16 protein-coding genes are annotated in these 13,890 nt (G+C 36.9%); 5 read left to right on the plus strand and 11 right to left on the minus strand.

Features of this window, described 5'->3' with window-relative positions:
- Positions 1-3 precede the first annotated feature (3 nt).
- On the minus strand, positions 4-774 hold the full coding sequence (locus E7Z78_RS08390) for an alpha/beta fold hydrolase (RefSeq protein WP_303724711.1): 771 nt from the start codon (positions 772-774) through the stop codon (positions 4-6).
- Positions 775-902: 128 nt separating this feature from the next.
- On the opposite strand from E7Z78_RS08390, the gene E7Z78_RS08395 reads away from it, so the two are divergent.
- Positions 903-1,919, plus strand: coding sequence for a phosphorylating glyceraldehyde-3-phosphate dehydrogenase (locus E7Z78_RS08395; protein ID WP_303724712.1), 1,017 nt, complete (start codon positions 903-905; stop codon positions 1,917-1,919).
- A 37-nt stretch (positions 1,920-1,956) separates the two neighbouring features.
- Positions 1,957-2,793 carry a TIM barrel protein gene (locus tag E7Z78_RS08400; protein WP_303724714.1) on the plus strand — a complete coding sequence of 279 codons (837 nt, stop codon included), beginning with the start codon at positions 1,957-1,959 and terminating at the stop codon, positions 2,791-2,793.
- Here E7Z78_RS08400 and E7Z78_RS08405 read toward each other — a convergent pair.
- A complete protein-coding gene (locus tag E7Z78_RS08405) occupies positions 2,790-3,305 on the minus strand; it encodes a zinc ribbon domain-containing protein (RefSeq protein WP_303724715.1) in 516 nt (171 codons plus the stop codon). The genes E7Z78_RS08400 and E7Z78_RS08405 overlap by 4 nt on opposite strands.
- A 106-nt stretch (positions 3,306-3,411) precedes the next feature.
- Positions 3,412-4,485, minus strand: coding sequence for a metallophosphoesterase (locus tag E7Z78_RS08410; protein ID WP_303724716.1), 1,074 nt, complete (start codon positions 4,483-4,485; stop codon positions 3,412-3,414).
- A 91-nt stretch (positions 4,486-4,576) separates the two neighbouring features.
- On the opposite strand from E7Z78_RS08410, the gene E7Z78_RS08415 reads away from it, so the two are divergent.
- Positions 4,577-5,698 carry an AAA family ATPase gene (locus E7Z78_RS08415; protein WP_303724717.1) on the plus strand — a complete coding sequence of 374 codons (1,122 nt, stop codon included), beginning with the start codon at positions 4,577-4,579 and terminating at the stop codon, positions 5,696-5,698.
- Position 5,699: 1 nt separating this feature from the next.
- Here the strand turns inward: E7Z78_RS08415 and hemA are convergent, their stop codons facing one another.
- The 3 genes from hemA to E7Z78_RS08430 are packed head-to-tail and all read right to left on the minus strand — an operon-like array spanning position 5,700 to position 8,003.
- Complete coding sequence (gene hemA / locus E7Z78_RS08420) at positions 5,700-6,902, minus strand: glutamyl-tRNA reductase (RefSeq protein ID WP_303724718.1); 1,203 nt, start codon at positions 6,900-6,902, stop codon at positions 5,700-5,702.
- Positions 6,899-7,519: a bifunctional precorrin-2 dehydrogenase/sirohydrochlorin ferrochelatase gene (locus E7Z78_RS08425; RefSeq protein WP_303724728.1), complete on the minus strand. Its 621-nt coding sequence runs from the start codon at positions 7,517-7,519 to the stop codon at positions 6,899-6,901. Before E7Z78_RS08425 ends, hemA begins: the two co-directional genes overlap by 4 nt.
- A gap of 1 nt (position 7,520) precedes the next feature.
- Complete coding sequence (locus E7Z78_RS08430) at positions 7,521-8,003, minus strand: methanogenesis marker 9 domain-containing protein (RefSeq protein WP_303724719.1); 483 nt, start codon at positions 8,001-8,003, stop codon at positions 7,521-7,523.
- Between the two features lie 153 nt (positions 8,004-8,156).
- On the opposite strand from E7Z78_RS08430, the gene E7Z78_RS08435 reads away from it, so the two are divergent.
- Together E7Z78_RS08435 and E7Z78_RS08440 are read left to right on the plus strand one after the other, a co-directional pair.
- Entirely contained in the window at positions 8,157-8,615 is a 459-nt protein-coding gene (locus tag E7Z78_RS08435; RefSeq protein ID WP_303724720.1) for a hypothetical protein, read from the plus strand.
- Between the two features lie 35 nt (positions 8,616-8,650).
- A complete protein-coding gene (locus E7Z78_RS08440) occupies positions 8,651-9,337 on the plus strand; it encodes a M48 family metallopeptidase (protein ID WP_303724721.1) in 687 nt (228 codons plus the stop codon).
- Between the two features lie 5 nt (positions 9,338-9,342).
- On the opposite strand, the gene atwA is transcribed toward E7Z78_RS08440, so the two are convergent.
- The 5 genes from atwA to E7Z78_RS08465 all read right to left on the minus strand — a co-directional run.
- Positions 9,343-10,944, minus strand: coding sequence for a methyl coenzyme M reductase system, component A2 (gene atwA / locus E7Z78_RS08445; RefSeq protein ID WP_303724722.1), 1,602 nt, complete (start codon positions 10,942-10,944; stop codon positions 9,343-9,345).
- Positions 10,945-11,017: 73 nt separating this feature from the next.
- The gene (locus tag E7Z78_RS08450; RefSeq protein ID WP_369693474.1) at positions 11,018-11,728 is read right to left on the minus strand and encodes a tRNA-dihydrouridine synthase; all 711 of its coding nucleotides are present in this window, start codon (positions 11,726-11,728) and stop codon (positions 11,018-11,020) included.
- Positions 11,729-11,758: 30 nt separating this feature from the next.
- Positions 11,759-12,520: a GTP cyclohydrolase III gene (locus tag E7Z78_RS08455; protein ID WP_303724724.1), complete on the minus strand. Its 762-nt coding sequence runs from the start codon at positions 12,518-12,520 to the stop codon at positions 11,759-11,761.
- Between the two features lie 20 nt (positions 12,521-12,540).
- Complete coding sequence (gene cofD / locus E7Z78_RS08460) at positions 12,541-13,446, minus strand: 2-phospho-L-lactate transferase (protein ID WP_303724725.1); 906 nt, start codon at positions 13,444-13,446, stop codon at positions 12,541-12,543.
- A gap of 9 nt (positions 13,447-13,455) precedes the next feature.
- A partial coding sequence (locus tag E7Z78_RS08465) for a coenzyme F420-0:L-glutamate ligase (RefSeq protein WP_303724726.1) occupies positions 13,456-13,890 on the minus strand: 435 nt, incomplete at its 5' end.

Raw genomic sequence — 13,890 nt, forward strand, 5'->3', positions numbered from 1 at the left:
ATCTCATTTCTTTTCTTTTTTTAAAAAATCATTTAAAGCATCAATTACTTTTATATTGTTTTCTCCAACCAGCAGATTATGTCTTGAATTGTCAAGAACAATTAGTTTGGAGTTATTGATTTTACAGGAAATATTCTTGTGAATGTACATTGGGAAGATCTCATCGTACTTTCCACATAATACAAGAACAGGAACATCAATTTGGGACAATTCATCATCAACATTGAAATCCATACAGGCATCAACCGCCTTTTTAAATGCATCTACATTAGCGGTCTTTGAAGCGATTTGCTTTAAAAATTCAAGCTCTTCCCTATTGCTCTCAATTACATCCGGACACAATACTTTTGGCACCATAAAATCATAAAAGGTCTCAAAACCCCCTTCCAATGCATGATTAAACTGATTGAACATATCAACAACATGATCGTCACATTTAGAGAAAGTGGACATGAGCACCATGGAAGACACATAGTCAGGATATTTGACTGCAAAGTCCAATGCAACGGCACCACCTAATGAGAATCCGATAAGGCTTGCTTTTTTAATATTCAACTCATCCAAGATATTTTTCAGGTCATTAACATAAGTGCCCATTGTGATTTCATCCTCACCGAGTGGAGATTGACCATGTCCCCTTAAATCAAAGCGCACGACACGAAAATCCTTTTTAAGAGCAGTTGCAAGTACTTCCCAGTAAAGCAGATTATCTGAAAGCCCATGAATTAAGACTAAAGTTTCGCCGTTTCCCTCATCAACATAATTTAGTTTCATAATCTCATTTAGAACATATGAACTTAAATAGTTAATCCAATTGAAAAAGCAATATCAAATTATATATAACTTGAAAAACAGATTTAATTCATATAATATTTAATTATTATAATAAAAAAGGGATTAAAATGAAAACTGTTGCAATTAATGGTTATGGAACCATCGGTAAGAGAGTGGCTGATGCAGTGGCTGCTCAAGATGATATGAAAGTTATTGGTGTTAGTAAAACTAGACCAAACTACGAAGCAAGAACTGCAGTAGAAGAAAAAGGCTATCCTTTATACATTGGAATTCCTGAAAGAGAACAAATGTTCAAAGATGCAGGAATCGAAATAGCCGGTACTGTTGAAGATATGATTCAAGAGGCAGACGTTGTTGTTGACTGTACTCCAGGAAGCATCGGTCCGCAAAACCTTGAAATGTATAAAAAAGCAGGCGTTAAAGCAATTTACCAAGGTGGAGAAGACCATGAATTAACAGGTCTTTCATTTAACGCAATTTCAAATTATGACGATTCATACGGTGCAGACTACACTCGTGTAGTATCCTGTAACACAACCGGATTAACCCGTACATTATCAACTATTGACCCAATAGCTGACATCAAAAAGGTTAGGGCAGTAATGGTCAGAAGAGGATCAGACCCATCTGAAATCAAAAAAGGACCAATCAACGCTATTGTTCCAAACCCTCCAAAAGTACCATCTCACCACGGTCCTGACGTGAAAACCGTAATGAAAGGCATTGACGTTACAACAATGGCATTGCTCGTACCTACCACATTAATGCACCAACACAACATCATGGTTGAAATAAACAACAAAGTTGAAACCGAAGAGATTGTTGAAGCATTAGAAAAACGTTCAAGAGTTATGGTAGTGTCTGCAGAAGAAGGTTTAGGCTCAACCGCTGAGTTAATGGAATACGCTAAAGAACTTGGAAGAAACAGAAACGACTTATACGAAATTCCAGTCTGGAGAGAATCCATTAATGTTGTGGGCAAAGAACTGTTCTACATGCAAGCAGTGCATCAGGAATCTGATGTAATACCTGAAAACATTGATGCTATTCGTGCACTTCTTGAAATGGAAAGTGACAACGAAAAATCAATCGCTAAAACCAACAAAGCTATGGGAATATTCTAAATTCCCTCTTTTTTTACTATTTTTTTACTGATTTACCATGAAACATAGAGTACTTTTTGGACCAGCGGGAAGCCCTATAAACTATAAGGGTGCAGCGTATAAAGCTCCAAAATACATTCACGAAGAGGGTTTGGACTCCTATGAGTACCAATCACCATATGGAGTGAGAATCGGGGAAAGCGCAGCAACCACATTAAAAGAGGAATCACAAAAGCATGACGTTCTGGTTTCAATGCATGCCCCATACTACATTAACCTTTGTGCAAAAGAGCAGTCAAAGCTGGACAAAAGCATTGGCCATCTTATTGCAGCTGCCCGTGCAGGTGAATGGATGGGTGCCTACAGACTGGTTTTCCACCCTGGAGCATACTTGAATAGAAGACCTGAAAAGGCAATGGAGATTTCCAAACAGACTGTCAACAGGTTATTTGAGGAGCTTGAAGCTGAAGGGATTGAAGAGTTTACATTCGCTCCTGAAACCACTGGAAAGAGAACACAACTCGGTAATGTGGGAGAAGTTGTTGAGTTATGTGCAACTTTTGACCATTTCGAGCCTACAATCGATTTTGCCCATGTCCATGCTCGTGGAAGAGGTTTCTTAAATAAAAAAGAGGATTACAATTGCATATTCTCAACCATTGAGGAAAAGTTGGACATTGACATTCTTCACTGTCATTTCACAACAATTGAATATGGCCAGGGCGGTGAGGTTAAACACCATACATTGGCTGAAAGCGATGAATACGGCCCTAATGTTGAAGATTTATTATCCGTTCTGATTGATAATGGTTGGAGTGCTAATATTATTTGTGAAACCCCACTTCGTGATGAGGATTCACTTAGAATGAAAAAAATATATGAGGAAATGATTTAATAATTCTTTACGGAATCTATTAAATCATCCATATCATTGAATAAGGCGTTGATGTCTTCATCATCGTCCTTGTTTGAACTTAACTGAATAACAAGCTCGTTTATCAAGTCTTCCATCTTATCAATGAAAGTGTTTAAAGTAACAATCTTATTTTCTATTTCCTTTTCAACAACGGCGTTTTCACCGTCATCCAGTTCAATCATCTTTCTTACAACTGTCATCTGATTATCGAACAATCCATTGGACTTGTTGATGGCCGCCATGAATTTCTGATGGGACATGTGGGACGGGTCGAAAAGCTTTTCGACAAGTTCCTTTGCTTTTCCTTGCTTTACATTATATTCCTGCTCAATTTTATTGACTTCACCTTCATATTTGGATGGAACATGCACTTTAGGAGGTTCCGGTTCATGATAAACCTCCTTACCGCATTGTGAGCAGAAATGCTGATTCGAATCCAATTTGGCTCCACAGTAAATGCAAAAATGATTGTGATTGTCTTCAGTACTCATATACATATTGTTTTTACCATTATTCTTAATAAATTTTAATTCACAATAGGGACTTTCGAAAAATAATATGTGCGGATTTTGCAGACTCATGAATTTTTCTTTATTCTCATTCATCCTTTCTCAATTTCAATATCACAATCTCTGAATCGGTTCCCCATCTCATTGGAGTGTCCATTGAACCGACACCAGTGGTTACATGAATATACTTGCCGGAACCATTACTGAACAGTCCCATATTATACTTGAACATCAGGTTTGCAATCCAGATTACCGGATGGAATTGACCTCCATGAGTGTGTCCTGACAGTTGAATGTCAAATCCCAATTCTGAAAATTCCTCCCAAAAGAAAGGCACATGATAATTGATAATGTTTACCATATCCTCCTTAACACATGACTTGTCAATTTCAGGAAGACTACTATCCCTAATGCGATAAGACAATCCATAAATATTTAGATTCTCAAATTTAAGGGATTCATTATCCAAAACAATAACTCCTGCATTCTTGCATGCCCTGATGACATCCTCAATTCCAGTATAGTAATCATGATTTCCTGGAGTGAATATTATTGGCATATTGACTTTACTGAATGCCTTGAAATCATCAGCTTCAACGACAGATGAGCCGTCAGCCAGATCCCCTGAAATTATCGCAATGTCGCACTCATCCTCAAGTTCAATTAACTTATCTGATACCTGTTCAATGATCTGTCTATGGCGAACGGAGCCGAAGTGAACGTCTGACATATGGGCAATGTTAATGTCACGTTCCAGATTATCAAAAAGCAATGTTCTTTCATTGATGACCAGTTTATGCGCATTATAATAGGTGTAGACACCTAATACCGGAACGATTGCCAAAAGTACAGCATTAGTTTCAAATGACAGGCTTATGAAAGAACCAATCAGCAGATAAATTGCAACGATATCTATTAAAAACAGGACTGATGCCCACATCCACACGCCGTCAAGGGTTGAGAGAAACCTTGTTACCCTGCGGGATTTTCTTTCCTCAAAAAGCATGGGCATGAAGTGATTCAAACCTATTAAAACTGTTAAAATAAGAATATAATTATCCTCCACACCACCAAACAGCAGGAATATGTATTTAAGCAGGAAAAACTCAAACAGCATGTAGAATGGCGTTATGAATAATACTCGTCTTGTTCTGTAACTCATATGCTGACCTCTTAAATTAGTATATTTCACTAACTATTTAAATTATTAAAACAAATGTTATGAATGTAATTAAAATTGAGGAGGGAATTATTTGAAAAGCGATAACAAACAACCAGAAATTAAGACAACTAACCAAAAACAGCAAAAACCTGAAAATGAAAACAGGGAATATGCACAATTGGTTGTTGTAAAACCAGTAGGATACCCTTTCGATTTTAGCTTGATGGACGATGAGATAGAAATCACAAACTCCAAATTATTTGAGGAATATGCCCGTGACCAATGGATGGGCTTGGTTGTTCGTGAAAAGTCACATCTTTTCGACCAGAAAATAATCCCCGATTTTGGTTTTGAAATCGTAACCGCAAAACCAAACAATTCAATGATTTCAGAAAGCACCAGAATCAAGATCATCACAGATGAAATCGACAATAAAACTGAAAACAGGATTAAATCAAACATTCATCTTTCAGATGTTGTCGGTCAGGAAAATGCCAAAAGCAAGATAAAGGTCATAACAAAATATCTGGAAAACCCTCAAAGCTTCGGACCATGGGCTCCGAAAAACATTCTCTTTTACGGACTTCCAGGTACCGGTAAAACAATGCTTGTCAAAGGCCTTGCAAACGAGCTTGAAGTTCCATTGTATCTGGTTAAGGCAACATCATTGATCGGCGAACATGTAGGTGATGCCTCATCTAAAATACATGATTTATTCAAAAAGGCATCTGAAAATGCACCTGCAATAATTTTCATTGATGAAATCGATGCTATTGCACTTCACAGGTCATTTCAATCCTTAAGGGGAGACGTTTCAGAAATCGTGAATTCCCTTTTAACTGAAATGGATGGAATAAGTGAAAACGAATCCGTAATAACAATCGGCGCTACAAACAATCCAACCAGCCTTGATTTGGCTGTGAGAAGCAGATTCGAAGAGGAAATTGAGTTTACACTACCTGATGAAAACGAGAGAATGACAATCCTCAAAAACAATCTGAAAACAATGCCCCTAGAGCATGACTTGGATTTGGAAAAACTGGTTAAACTGACCAAGGGACTATCAGGCAGGGACATTAAAGAGAAAATCCTCAAGACTGCACTGCACAATGCAATATCAAATGACAGTGACATTATAACTATGCAAAACATCGATTATGCATTGCAATCAAGTAAAATTAAAAATCAAGACATAAAAGGAATGTTTGAATAAACTACTTATTGAAATTGAAAATATACTCTGCTGCTTCAAGGATATCCTGATTTTCATCCTTTGCAGCTTTTTTTAGATTTTTTGAAATGTCGTAGAATATCTTGTTGACAATAGAATTTGTTAAATTATTCAATATTTTTGCACTACCATCTACATCAGACAACTTCACACTTGCTTTTTGAGTTTCACGTTGTCTTATCTCCTCCATAGATGCTCTTAAATTACCAAGAATATCATCAACTTCCATTATTTTAAACGATTCTTTAAGCAAAATGAACTCATCATTGATGATGTTTTCAGCCTCACCGAATTCCTTAATTCTGAGCTTGGTATTCTCATCAGCGATTTCACGCAAGTCATCAATGTTGAATGATTTGACTCCCAATTCAACCACATCATCAGATATGTCCCGAGGATTGGCAATATCCACCATCATAACATCCTCATAATTCATATCAATTCCTAAAAGACGTTTTTTAGTGATTATTGGGTGTGGCGCACTTGTGGCACTGATTACCAAATCGGCATTGGCAAGATACTCTTCCAAGTCACTGAACAAGATAGCCTCTCCACCTAAATCCTTAGCCAATTCAACTGCAACATAATATGTACGATTAGCTACAAAAATAGCATTCAAATTCTTTTCAGCCAATGCTTTAGCTACCAGTTTGCCCATTTTACCTGCACCAATTACCAGAACGGACTTATCGTCAAGAGTGCCTATGTGCTTTTCAGCCAGATCGATTGCGGCTGAACCTATTGAAACCGCTCCCTTATTGATATTGGTCTTGTTTCTGACAACCTGGCCGACATGAATGGCCTTTGTAAAAATGGCATCAAGAGACTTGCCACAGTGATGATTCTTTACAGCCTTATGCTTTGCATCCTTGACCTGACCCAGAATCTGGTCTTCACCGACAATCATGGATTCCAAACCGGAAGTCATCCTAAGCAAGTGCATTACAGCAGACGGACCATAATCGATTATTATGCTTTGGTTCTCATGGGACAATAACTCGTCATCCTCTGAAATGAAATCATTGTTGATGTAGTATTCCTTCCTGTTGCAGGTTGAAATCTCAATATACTCCCCTATTGAATATTTTTCCTGCAATTCCTGGAACAAAACATCCATATCCTTGGAAATATTTTCCATTGATTGAATGTCCGCTATCTTATGGTCAACCCTTAAATTAAGTATCACTGCAATCCCCTTATTAAATTATCAATATAATCTTTAGCCTTATCAATTTCATTGTTTCTAATCAAATCATTGATTATTTCATTTTCAAAAATGTCATAAAGACATTTTCTGCGTTCCTTTTGATCATCAATAACATCTTTCAGTTGATTTCTAGCATAATCCTGAAGCTCAATTTCCAAGATGTCATCTTCAGTGATGATAGATTGGATTTTTTTACGCAATTGTCTTGCCATCAATGGGCTTTTTCCATTTGTAAAAATAGATATTTCAATATCCCCAATGCTGAAACTTGTAGGAACGATAATGTTTCCCTCTTGAGGATAATCTGCACGATTCACCAGCTTATCGCCGGAAATCTTATAAACATAATCGCATAACTTCTCATCACCGCTTGCAATCACAACAAGGTCACACCATTCCACCAGTTCATCAACCTCTTCAGTGGAACATAATACTGCGCCTTTTAAAAGCAATTCCTCATCCATGTTGTTTCCAGCCAATTTGACGCAGGCCCCATGGTCCAGAAATCTGTTGGCCCTTCTTGTTGCAACCTCGCCGGTGCCTAAAATAAAAACATTTAAATCAGATGTTTTTAGATAAAGAGAAGTCCAATCCATTTTAATCAGCATTCTCAAGAGTCTTTGCATGTAAAACTTTTACAGCAGCTCTTAAATCATTATTGCATTCAGTCAATACATTCATAGCTTCAAGCTTTGTTACGTTGAATGTTTCAGCCAGTGCTTCAGCCCTTTCATCAGGGTCCGGTTTCTGTACACCAACCAATCTTTCAGATAATTCTTTTTTTAAGTCTAAGTATTCATCATGACTCATTCCCATATTATTTAAAGTCATGTCTCTTAATGGGCAAGGTTTAGATGGCTTGCAACACCATATGAGGGATCCAAAACATGTTCCCGCTCCTTCACCTAATCTAGTTTCTTTTCCGAATTGAATTTTAATATTGATATATTCTTGTGGAGTTAAATTAACTTCCTGTAGTGCATTTAAAACTGGGCATGGTTTTACTGGAGGACAACAAAAAGCAAGTCCTCTAACATCTCCCCCTCTACAAATGTGAGATGGTGCGTCTTCCCAAGTCATGATAAACCTCCAAAATAATTTTCATTTCTCTTTAATATAAAATAATATATTAATATAATTTATTTTAACTCTGAATATATAATCTTTTTTGTAGAAAACCTTATAAACTTCAAATTCATTAATTAAGAAAAGAAAAAAATATGGAGGTTAGAGATGAGACTTTGGAACCCTGCCGCTTTTTTCATAAGCTTGATGATGAGTATGATAATGGCAATAATCTTCGGAATGTTCGTATCATACCTTTTAAACATTCCTGGACTTACATGGGATTTATGCCTGATTCTATGGCCTGTTAGATGGGTAACAGCATACTTATTGATAAATATTGTTATTTATCCAATAGGATTCGGATTGGCAGAATTGGTATTTCACTTTAACCCTGACCGTGACGGGATATGGCTTTGGAATCCTGCCGCATTTTTCATAAGCTTAATGATGAGCTTTATCATGGCCGTGATATTCGGTCTTCCAATGGGAATGTCCACAGAGATGCTCTTCTACTTATGGCCGGTTAGATGGGTAACAGCTTACCTGTTAATAAACATCGTAATTTACCCAATCGGTTTCGGACTTGCCAAAAGAGTATTTGGATTTGACCCAATGGCACAATAATAAGGTTTTTAAACCTTATTTACTTATTTTTATATATGGCAAAGGAAATTATTTCAATCGAGGATATTGCCATCACACTATATCGCAAGAACATTAAAAACATGTATCTTCGAATTGTACCTCCAAATGGCGAAGTAAAGGTTTCTGCACCCCTTTTTGTATCTGATAATGACATTGCAGAGTTCATCAAATCCCGTAGGGAATGGATTTTGGAAAAGCAGAAACTTATTTTGGAAAACAAGATAAAAGCACCATTGAAATACGTCAACGGTGAAAAACACTACATTTGGGGAAAAGAGTACACTTTGCAATTGATAAAAAACAACATCAAAAATGTGTTGATTGATGATGAAAAGTCAATAATTTACCTACCCGTTCCTAAAAGAAGCACAATAGATAAAAGAAAAAGTATTCTAGATGAATATTATCGTGAGGAATTGAAAAAGGCAATACCTGCAGTTCTTGATAAATGCACAAAGATTGTCGGAAGAACACCCGTAAGCGTGACTGTCCGCAAAATGAAGAACTGGGGAAACTGCAAACAGGACGGCAGAATAACACTTAACCTGAACCTGGCAAAAAAAGATCCGATTTGTCTTGAATATGTGATGATACATGAATTATGTCATCTGATTGAATTCAATCATGGAAAAAGATTTAAAAAGTTAATGGACGAGTTCTGTCCAAATTGGAAAAAAATAAAAAAAGTATTAAATGAATAAGAGTTTTATCTCTTATCCTTAAGCATGTCTTCTTTTTCATCAGGAGTTAATTGTTCTACAATATCCTCCGGAGTACCTATATCAAGGAGTTTACCTCCTCTCATTAAAGCAGCCCTGTCACATACATCTAAAACAAAGTCCATATCGTGAGAAATGATAATGAATGTTTGTTCTAATTCTGTACGAGCTTTCAATATTGAATCGGTAACAATAACTCTGGTTACAGGGTCCATAGTACCTGTTGGCTCGTCTAAAACAATGAGTTTAGGCTCTTTAATCAATACTTGTGCAAGAGCCACCCTGTGTCTTTCCCCTACACTTAATTGGTCAGGGTATTTGTCCAGGATGTTCACTGCAACATCATCAGTGAAACCAACAGTGGTTAAAGCATGAATAGCCTTGATTTTACCGAATTCAGCAGGCAAGTTTAAACTGATTGCATCGGTAAGGTTTCCTAAGATTGTCCTGTGAGGATATAATGAGTATTCTTGATGTAATAATCCGATGTAAGGCATGATACGTCCACGGTTGAGAGGACCAACTTTTGTCATGTCAATCCATTCGTCACCAAGCTTGATTTCAATTTCACCACTACTTGGATCAGTCAATCCCATAAGCATTCTGGTAGTGGTTGTCTTACCTGAACCGCTTAAACCGACAATACCGAATATTTCTTCCTTATTAATAGTTAAACTGATTCCGTCAACCGCTTTAACTACACCACGTTCAATGGAGTAGTAATGTTTTTTAACATCTTTTAAAACTACTTCAGGTTCACCGAATTCAGGAATTTCAGGTTTTTCTGGAACTGGAACGGTTTCCATGAAATGGTCAACAACAACTTGAGGTTCTCCCTCTTCCTTGATTTCACCGCCTTCAAGCCAGATTACATTGTCAGCAAGTTCAGTCATTACTTCAGGCCAGTGAGAAGTAATTACCATGGTGATTCCTTCATCTTTTACACCCTCTTTTAAGGTATTGTGAAGTTTTACAGCAGTTTGTGGGTCTAATGTACCGGTTGGTTCGTCTGCTAAAAATGTCATTGGGTTTTTAGCCAATTGCCTTGCAAGAACTACCCTTTGCTTTTCTCCCCCACTCAAATCACGAGCGATGTGGGTAATCCTGTGGTTCATTTGAACCATTTCTAATAATTCTAAAGCAGCATATAAATTTTCTTCGTATTCTCTGCCTTCAGGCATTGCCCTCATAACATTTTCAATAACAGTTTCTTCATCATATAACGCGAAGTTACGTTGTAACATAATGGAAATTCTTCTTTTAATACTTGCGAAGAGTTTTCTTTCGCAATTGAAGAAATCAACTTCTTTTGCTTCATATGTTCCGCCGCAGCTGCATTTTTCACCTACATGAGATGGTGATTCTACAGCCAAACAGTCAGGACAAACAGCAAGATTCATTATAATATTACCTTCATTAGGTTTATAATCTAATGTTCCTCTCAGCATGTTGATTAAAACAGATTTTCCACTTCCACTACGTCCTAATATTCCTAAAGTCTCTCCTTCATTAATCTTTAAATTGATATCTTTAAGAACATCAACACCGTCGAAGGTTTTTGTAATATTCTTAAGAGTTATAAAATCCATGAAATCACCTATTAAAATAATCTTTATTTAAAACTATTAATAAGATTTACTAATAACAATTGTTTTAAATATTTTAAAAATCAGCAATGTTAAAATCTAATTTTCCAGAAATAATTGAGCGAGCTATTGAAAATCCGTCAACTCCTGTATTAACCATTTTTTCAAGATTCACCTGGGAGTTCACTGAATTATTTCCAATAACCTTAATGTCAACATTATTACAGATTTCTGTTAAAAGTTCCCAATCAGCTTCAAAAACGCCTTTCTTCATGGCATCAATATGCAAGTAATCAGCACCAGCATCCTCTATCACTCCTGCAACTTCAAGAGTGTCGACCCCTTCCACATTGGCACGGATCTTAACAGACACTTCGCTTTTCACATTTTCAACAACCTGTGATATGAAATCGGCCAAATCATCTCGATTAAGCATTTCCTGACCACAGCCAATTGCTACAATTTCTTCTTGACGACAATGACAATTAATTTCAACAATATCTAGATTTTCAATATTCCCAACTTCTATAATCGGCTGAGGGGTTGTTGAACGCACATTTGCAGAAACCTTAACATCATTGTGAACTTCTTTAACAGAGTTTACTTCATTTTCAATGTGTGTAAAAATATCATCCAGGGGGAAAACAAATTCTTTTCTTCCCCTTTCGACAATCTTTTCACTTGCTTGAATTGTTGGTTCATCCAAGCTGTATCCGCCTAAAGTAGCTACATTAAAACCTTGTGAAATGACATTGTTTAAAAATTCAGCATCAGTTATCCCAGCCATTGGGGCAACTACTTTAAACATATGATTTCCTCAGTATTCCTTTTCAATGACCCAAGTCCACATTTCATTGTTGTGAGCACGGATTTCTTCAAGGCCAATATCAGCCATGTAAGCAGCATCTTCAGCATTTTTGCCTCTACCGATACCTGCTTTAAGCTTGATACCAATTTCCTCATCGATTTCAACCATAATCTCTTCAATTTCCTTTTCGGTTAATCCGTTACATGGTGACATGAAATTGTCCCCACCGATGAAGAATAATAATGCTCCTTTCTTGATTAATTTGGTCATGAGGTAATGTTGAGCCTTGTTGACCATGAAACTTGTGTCAAAAGCGGATTCAATATCAGTTAATGTTTCAGTTACACTGTTAATGTCAATGTGAGCTGCCTGAACGAAACTGTCTTCTTCAGAAACTAAGCTGTCAATAGCTAATATTTCTTTTCTTTCTCCTGATTGAGCACTTCCTGCTTTTTGAAGTGCAATTGTTGCTAATTTTTGAGCTTCATGAGGAGTTTCAGCAGCACCGACACCCATACTTACGGTGATTGGGTATCTGTTTCTAATTGATCTTTGAATTCTTAAATGGTCCTCTTCATCAAGACCGTTTGAGATAGCCAATAAATTATCAAATCTGGTAAAGAAAACAAGCCCCTTCTTATTACCAAAATGATTATTTAAATCAGCAAATAGATTTGCTTGAAGCATTTGTAAATCGGATTCAGTTCTTGGTCTTGGAGTGACAGTCCATGGACCATAGTTGTCAATTTGTATTAATGTCATTTGTATCATATGATATTCTCCTCTTTCCGTTAAGGAATACTATCTATAATTGTCTGTGCTAAATTTTTTTTAACACCTAAATTATTCATTATTGTATTTGTAATTGTTACCTTATTAATTATTTGCTTTAATTGTGATTCCATATTAGAATCCTTATCATCAATAACAATATTATCTAAAAAATCTTCATATAGTTGGGCAACACCAACTGATGAAACTTCAATACCCAATGCATTCATGAACTTACTTGCAGGGCCTGAAACAGCATCACAACCTATGATTGGTGAAACTGCCACAACATAAGTATTTTTAAGTGCTTCACGAACGCCTTCTAATGATAATATCGGTAAAATTGAAGTGACCGGATTAGATGGTCCAATGATTACTGCACGAGAGTTATTGATTGCTTCAATAATGCCTTCTGCAGGACTAACCTTGGAAAACTTGACGTCAAGAACTTCAGGCTTTGACTGGTGCTTGATTAAAAAGTCATGGAATTCCAATTCCCCAATGTCTGAAACGATTTTAATGTCAGACTGCTCTTCACTCATTGGAATGATTTTGGATTTTATGCCCATATTCCTTGCCTGGATTTCGCATGCCTTTGCAAGACCATACTTTTCCATCAACTGGGTCTTTTGTATTTTAGTGGCACGGTCAATGTCCCCTATACGAAGCAGTTCAGGACATCCTATCTCCTCAAGCCTTTCATGGGTGATGAATGTGTCTCCTTTAACTCCATACCACAGCTCATCGTTGATTATGTCTGACATTGTGTAAAGTACGGTGTCGAGGTCTGCTGACACGTAAACCCCTGAAAAGTAATCATTTTCCAATGTATTGACAATGATTGTCAATTCCTCAGGATTGACAATTTCCTTAATTCCTTGAAGCAATTTTGGAGTACCAGTTCCTCCAGATAAAACAGTAATCATAATTATCACTCATTTTCTAAATACATCAGCCTGTTTTGGCATTAAAACTGACTTAATGTTTGAATCAACATTTCTTAATGTGTCAAAACTGTCAAAACCACGAATAACAACAACCGGAAGTCCCTCATCAGCCTGACCCATAATCAGGGATGCTGCCGCTGACAATTCATCGCATGTTGCAATTTCGGTGGTTTCCAATTCACGACCGTATAAATCCTTTTCACCAACCCTTCTCCATATAGGTGAAATTCCAGAACATCCTATAGCAGTACCTATGGCCCCAAATCTGAAAGCCCTACCTTGGGTGTCTGTGATTATGACTGCAATCTCTTCTCCGAACTCATCCTCTAAAAATTCACGGATTTCAGCTGCAGACTTATCAGCATCCTGCGGCATAGGAGTTGCAAGACCGTCACCGACATTTGACTCGTCAATACCTGCATT

The sequence above is a fragment of the Methanobrevibacter thaueri genome (genome assembly GCF_015062915.1).
GTDB lineage: Archaea > Methanobacteriota > Methanobacteria > Methanobacteriales > Methanobacteriaceae > Methanocatella > Methanocatella thaueri_B.

Excerpts from the sequence above, each read along its gene's own strand:
- E7Z78_RS08390 (WP_303724711.1), bottom strand. The coding sequence starts at position 774 with ATGAAACTAAATTATGTTGATGAGGGAAACGGCGAAACTTTAGTCTTA.
- E7Z78_RS08395 (WP_303724712.1), top strand. The coding sequence starts at position 903 with ATGAAAACTGTTGCAATTAATGGTTATGGAACCATCGGTAAGAGAGTG.
- E7Z78_RS08400 (WP_303724714.1), top strand. The coding sequence starts at position 1,957 with ATGAAACATAGAGTACTTTTTGGACCAGCGGGAAGCCCTATAAACTAT.
- E7Z78_RS08405 (WP_303724715.1), bottom strand. The coding sequence starts at position 3,305 with ATGAGTACTGAAGACAATCACAATCATTTTTGCATTTACTGTGGAGCC.
- E7Z78_RS08410 (WP_303724716.1), bottom strand. The coding sequence starts at position 4,485 with ATGAGTTACAGAACAAGACGAGTATTATTCATAACGCCATTCTACATG.
- E7Z78_RS08425 (WP_303724728.1), bottom strand. The coding sequence starts at position 7,519 with ATGGATTGGACTTCTCTTTATCTAAAAACATCTGATTTAAATGTTTTT.
- E7Z78_RS08430 (WP_303724719.1), bottom strand. The coding sequence starts at position 8,003 with ATGACTTGGGAAGACGCACCATCTCACATTTGTAGAGGGGGAGATGTT.
- E7Z78_RS08435 (WP_303724720.1), top strand. The coding sequence starts at position 8,157 with ATGAGACTTTGGAACCCTGCCGCTTTTTTCATAAGCTTGATGATGAGT.
- E7Z78_RS08440 (WP_303724721.1), top strand. The coding sequence starts at position 8,651 with ATGGCAAAGGAAATTATTTCAATCGAGGATATTGCCATCACACTATAT.
- atwA (WP_303724722.1), bottom strand. The coding sequence starts at position 10,944 with ATGGATTTTATAACTCTTAAGAATATTACAAAAACCTTCGACGGTGTT.
- E7Z78_RS08450 (WP_369693474.1), bottom strand. The coding sequence starts at position 11,728 with ATGGCTGGGATAACTGATGCTGAATTTTTAAACAATGTCATTTCACAA.
- E7Z78_RS08455 (WP_303724724.1), bottom strand. The coding sequence starts at position 12,520 with ATGATACAAATGACATTAATACAAATTGACAACTATGGTCCATGGACT.
- cofD (WP_303724725.1), bottom strand. The coding sequence starts at position 13,446 with ATGATTACTGTTTTATCTGGAGGAACTGGTACTCCAAAATTGCTTCAA.